This is a genomic window from Apibacter sp. (assembly GCF_025291155.1).
Lineage (GTDB): Bacteria > Bacteroidota > Bacteroidia > Flavobacteriales > Weeksellaceae > Apibacter.
The window spans coordinates 1-5,061 of sequence record NZ_JAMBJZ010000117.1 but is presented as its reverse complement, the minus strand read 5'-3'; the positions used below and the strand labels follow the sequence as shown (position 1 = coordinate 5,061).

The 5,061-nt window shown below is 28.2% G+C and carries 4 protein-coding genes and 1 pseudogene; all 5 read left to right on the top strand.

Going from position 1 to position 5,061, the window contains the following annotated elements; translation table 11 throughout:
• Nucleotides 1-2,015 (top strand): DNA polymerase I (gene polA / locus M3Z80_RS09125; protein WP_293919305.1); only part of this gene is annotated, 2,015 nt, incomplete at its 5' end.
• Between the two features lie 132 nt (nucleotides 2,016-2,147).
• Nucleotides 2,148-2,945: a peptidoglycan editing factor PgeF gene (pgeF, locus tag M3Z80_RS09120; RefSeq protein WP_293919304.1), complete on the top strand. Its 798-nt coding sequence runs from the start codon at nucleotides 2,148-2,150 to the stop codon at nucleotides 2,943-2,945.
• A gap of 52 nt (nucleotides 2,946-2,997) precedes the next feature.
• The gene (locus M3Z80_RS09115) at nucleotides 2,998-3,711 is read left to right on the top strand and encodes a hypothetical protein (RefSeq protein ID WP_293919303.1); all 714 of its coding nucleotides are present in this window, start codon (nucleotides 2,998-3,000) and stop codon (nucleotides 3,709-3,711) included.
• A 48-nt stretch (nucleotides 3,712-3,759) separates the two neighbouring features.
• The gene (locus M3Z80_RS09110; RefSeq protein WP_293919302.1) at nucleotides 3,760-4,731 is read left to right on the top strand and encodes an alpha/beta hydrolase; all 972 of its coding nucleotides are present in this window, start codon (nucleotides 3,760-3,762) and stop codon (nucleotides 4,729-4,731) included.
• A gap of 100 nt (nucleotides 4,732-4,831) precedes the next feature.
• Nucleotides 4,832-5,061: pseudogene (locus M3Z80_RS09105) on the top strand (hypothetical protein); the annotation flags it as partial.

Here is a 5,061-nt window from a genome sequence, read left to right as displayed (position 1 = left end):
ATATTGAAGAAGTGATCAAAATTTTTGAAGATTTAGAATTCCGTAATATGATTTCAAATTTTCAAAAGACATATAACATTATATCGGAAAATGAAAAAGAAACTCAAACGATAGCTTTCAGTAAAACAAAAGCAAATGGACAAAGATCTTTATTTGATCTATCTGATCAACAACCTGAAATAAATGAAAGTTCTCATTGGAAAACGATCGAGAATACTGATCATTTGTACCAACTAATGGAAACCAATATGTCAATAAAATTATTGGTTGATAAGCTTTTAAAACAGAAAATTGTTTCTTTTGATACAGAGACTACTTCCACTAATTCAATGGTAGCCGAATTAGTCGGAATTTCTTTCTCTTATGAAAAAGCTAAGGGATATTATATTCCTTTCAATCCGAAGGAAAAAGAAAAATCTCAGAAATTTATAGAATTATTGCGTCCATTTTTCGAGAATGAAAACATATTAAAAGTTGGACAAAATTTAAAATATGACTGTAAGGTATTAAGAAAATATGATATAGAAGTTAAGGGAACACTCTTTGATACTATGATTGCTCACTATCTTATAAATCCCGATGCAAGACATAGTATGGATATTTTGGCTGAAACAGAGCTTAATTACAAACCAGTATCTATAGAATCTTTGATTGGAAAAAAAGGAAAAAATCAAAAATTATTTTCATCAGTTCCTATTGAAGAACAAAAAGAATATGCCGTTGAAGATTCCGATATAACTTTACAGCTTAAAGATAAATTCAAACCGCAACTTACCCAAGATAATCTTGAAAAACTATTTGATAAAATAGAAATGCCTTTGATGAAAGTTTTGGTTGATATGGAATGGGAGGGTATTAATTTAGATATCATCGCATTAAATAATATGTCTAAGGAATTAGTTGAAGAACTGATCCATCTTGAAACAGAAATTTATTCCTTAGCCGGAGAAAAATTTAATATCAGTTCTCCCAAACAATTGGGCGACATTATTTTTGATAAATTAAAACTTGGAAATAAACCAAAGAAAACAAAAACAGGACAATATGCAACAGGTGAGGATGTTCTCTTAAAGTTGGCTCATAAACATAAAATAATTGATTTGTTGCTTGAATACAGACAACTGCAAAAATTAAAATCAACTTATGTTGATGCTCTCCCCAATGAAGTAAATCCTCAGACAGGAAGGGTACATACTACATTTGCGCAAACAGTAGCCGCCACCGGTAGATTGGCTTCAAATAATCCAAATCTTCAAAATATTCCTATTAGAACGGAAAGAGGACAAGAAGTTCGAAAAGCCTTTATTGCTAAAGACAAAAATCATAAAATTATTTCGGCCGATTATTCTCAAATTGAATTGCGTATCATTGCAGCAATGAGTAAAGATCCAGCTATGATAGCTTCTTTCAATCACGGAGAAGATTTCCATAAAGCTACTGCTTCTAAAGTCTTCCATATACCTATGGGCCAAGTAACTAGAGAACAACGTTCTCAAGCAAAAACTGTTAATTTTGGAATTATATATGGAGTTTCTGCATTTGGATTAAGTGAACAAACCGGATTATCAAGATCAGAATCTAAAAGCTTAATAGATGCTTATTATGAGGCATATCCTGTGTTAAAAGAATATATTGCTGAACAAGTACAAACAGCACGTAAAAATGGATATGTTGAAACATTATTAGGGAGAAGAAGGTATCTTCCCGACATCCATTCAGGCAATAGTGTTGTACGCTCTCATGCGGAAAGAAATGCGGTTAATGCCCCCATACAAGGTACTGCTGCAGATATAATTAAAATTGCTATGATACAGATTCATGAATTGCTAAACGAAAGAAAATATCGGACCAAGCTTCTGTTACAAGTTCATGACGAGTTGGTTTTTGATGCTCCAGATGAAGAGATTAAAGAGGTATCAGCACTTATCAAAAAAACTATGGAAAGCTCTGTTAAAATAGAAGTACCTCTAATTGTAGATATAGGTGTGGGACCTAATTGGCTTGATGCCCATTAAAAAATTCTTTGGAAAAAATTTATCACACGTCTAAATGATAAAAATATTTAAATAACAGCGGGTATTATTTTTATTTAGCTTTTGTTTCATCATTTATTTATATAGTATTCAAGATTGCACTTAGTAAAATATATGTTTTTAAATAATTCAATACAATATAATATTTTATCCGTATATAAAGAATTACAACATTTTACTACAACAATACACAAAGGAGTAAGTGAAGGAAATTATGCCTCGTTCAATTTAGGCTTAACTTCAGGAGATAAATTAGAAAACGTTCTTGAAAATAGAAGAAGATTATGTACAGATTTAGATATTCCTATAAATAAATTATTTATTCCCATACAAAATCATGATGATAAAGTCCTGACAATAGACCATGATCTTTTAGCTTTATCGGAAGTTGATCAACAAGAAATGCTACAAAACACAGATGCATTAATTACAAATCAAAAAAATATATGTATTGGAATTACCACAGCAGATTGTGTACCTATCTTACTTTATGATCCCATAAATAAAGTTTTTGCAGCCATCCATGCCGGTTGGAGGGGAACTGTACGTAAAATTGTTTCGAAAACCATATCGATTATGAAACAAAAATTTAATTGTAATTCTGAAAATATATTATCAGGAATTGGACCGTGCATTTGTCAAGATTGTTTTGAAGTAGATGAAAATGTTGCCGAAACCTTTATTAAAGCCGGATTTGAACTAGAAAATATAAGTTTGAAAAACCATCAATCTAAAAAATATTATATAGATTTAAGGAAAGCTAATGAATATCTCCTAAAAAAAAGCGGATGTCTGAGTCATAATATTGAAATTATAAATCTATGTACAGTATCAAATCCTAATATATTATTTTCTGCTAGAAGACAAACTATTTATTCAGGTAGAATGTTGACTGGAGGTATTTTAAGATAATTTTTATTGAATTTATTAAATTAATATATATTTTTGTTAATAAATTTATAATATGAGTAAAATATATCCAGATAAAGAAAAAAAAGAAAATAATTCTGAAATTAATAATGAAAAAGTTAATGGTAAATATCAAGATTTAAAAAGAAATAAAAGGAGCTCCTTTAAATTTTTTGTTTATGCAATTTTGATAATAATCGTTTTGGAATTAGGCTTGTATTACAACATTATTCAAAACATATTTTATAGCTTTCTTTCAGTAATTATTATCTTATTAATATTGGCTTTGGGATTAGGCTGGGAATATATTGTTTTAACTTATATACCTTTAGGTAAGTTTAACTATACTTTAATTAAAGAAAATACCAATGTTGACTCCTGGAAAAAGATAGAAGAAGAATTTGATCTTTGGATTGCAAGTTCTGAACAAAAGATTAAACAATTAAAACGATTTTCAATACTAAATTATATGACTGCCATTGGGCTCTTTATATTTTCTTGTATTATTTTAGTAATAAATTGGATTTATGGAGAGAATTTTTTACATACTGCGTATCAGCAAATTAATCCATCCTATGTATTAGCTTTAGTATTACTTTTTTTCTCATTACTATTCTTATTTTTACATTATATAAACCAAAAAGATATAACTAAAAAACAAAATAATTTGGACGAAACTATAAAGTGGATTATTAGCGTTAAGTCAATTCATCTTTTAGGAAAAGAACATATGGTAGATGTTTTATTGCAAAGAAAAACGAATAAATAGTCAAGCAGAAAGATATCCCCAGATAAATATTATTTATTATCTTGCGGTATGTATTTATTTAAAATATTAAAAAATAAAGTAAATCCTATCATAAAACTGATAGGATTTTTATTAATTCTTTTATTTCTTTTAAGTAATTATATTTCAGCTATTCAAGCATATAGTTTTACCCACTGCAAAGAAACTAATACTAAAACCAATTTTAAAATTGGCTTTTCCACATTATTTACAGGAGTTTCTCTACCTAAACCTAGAGTTATAAAATTTCCAAATAGGGAATATAAAACTATAAAAATTGTAATAGATAAAAATAAATATTTAGAAGGATGGCTTTTAAAACCAGAATCCGAATATATTGGAACCGTATTAATTTTTCACGGATTTCGTTCCGAAAAATCGTCTATGCTAGATAGAGCATATGCTTTTTTAAATTTAGGATATCAAGTATTACTTGTCGATTTTATGGGAGCAGGAAATTCATACGGTAAACAGACTACTATAGGATATTATGAAGCTGTCAACGTTAAACAAGCTTATGATTATATTGCGAATAAATACAATGAAAAGCCAATTTTTTTATGTGGATTTTCAATGGGAGCTGCAGCAATAATCAAAGCTCAACATGATTACAATTTAAATGTCAAAGGTCTTATATTGGAAGCGCCTTACGGAAAAATGATTGACGCCGTAAAGACGCGAGTAGGTAAATTACATTATATAGGAATGCCATTTTCATATTTGATGACATTTTGGGGAGGAGCTTTAAATGGATTTAATGCATTTGCTATGAATCCGGAAGAATTTATAAAAAATATAACCACACCTACACTTTTATTATGTGGTGGAAAAGATCCCAGAATACCTATAGAAGAATCTAAACGTATATTCGAAAATTCTGCAAGTGATAAAAAAGAATTTAAAATTTTCGATAATTCCTTACATCATAGCTATTTAGAAAAATATCCAGATGAATGGATAATTATAGTTAAAAATTTTTTAGAAAATTCTCTTCATAATTAATATTTATCTTAGAAAATTTTATTTATTCTTTCAAAATCAATTGAAAATAATTTATTTTAAATTTGTAAAAAACAAAATAGAGGTTCTGCACACTTAACTTATGAGATACCAGCTGCTCTATATAGTTATATTATTTCCATTTTTGCTTAATGCACAAGCAGGAAAAAATTTATTTAAAATATATAATAACAATCAGGTATGGTTTTCAACATCTAATTCGGAAGATAAAATAAATTATATTTTAGATTCATTGGTAAACTTAGGTTTCTATACCCTTAAAGTTGATTCCTTAAATAAAACTAACAAACAAACCTCAATATATTTAAATAG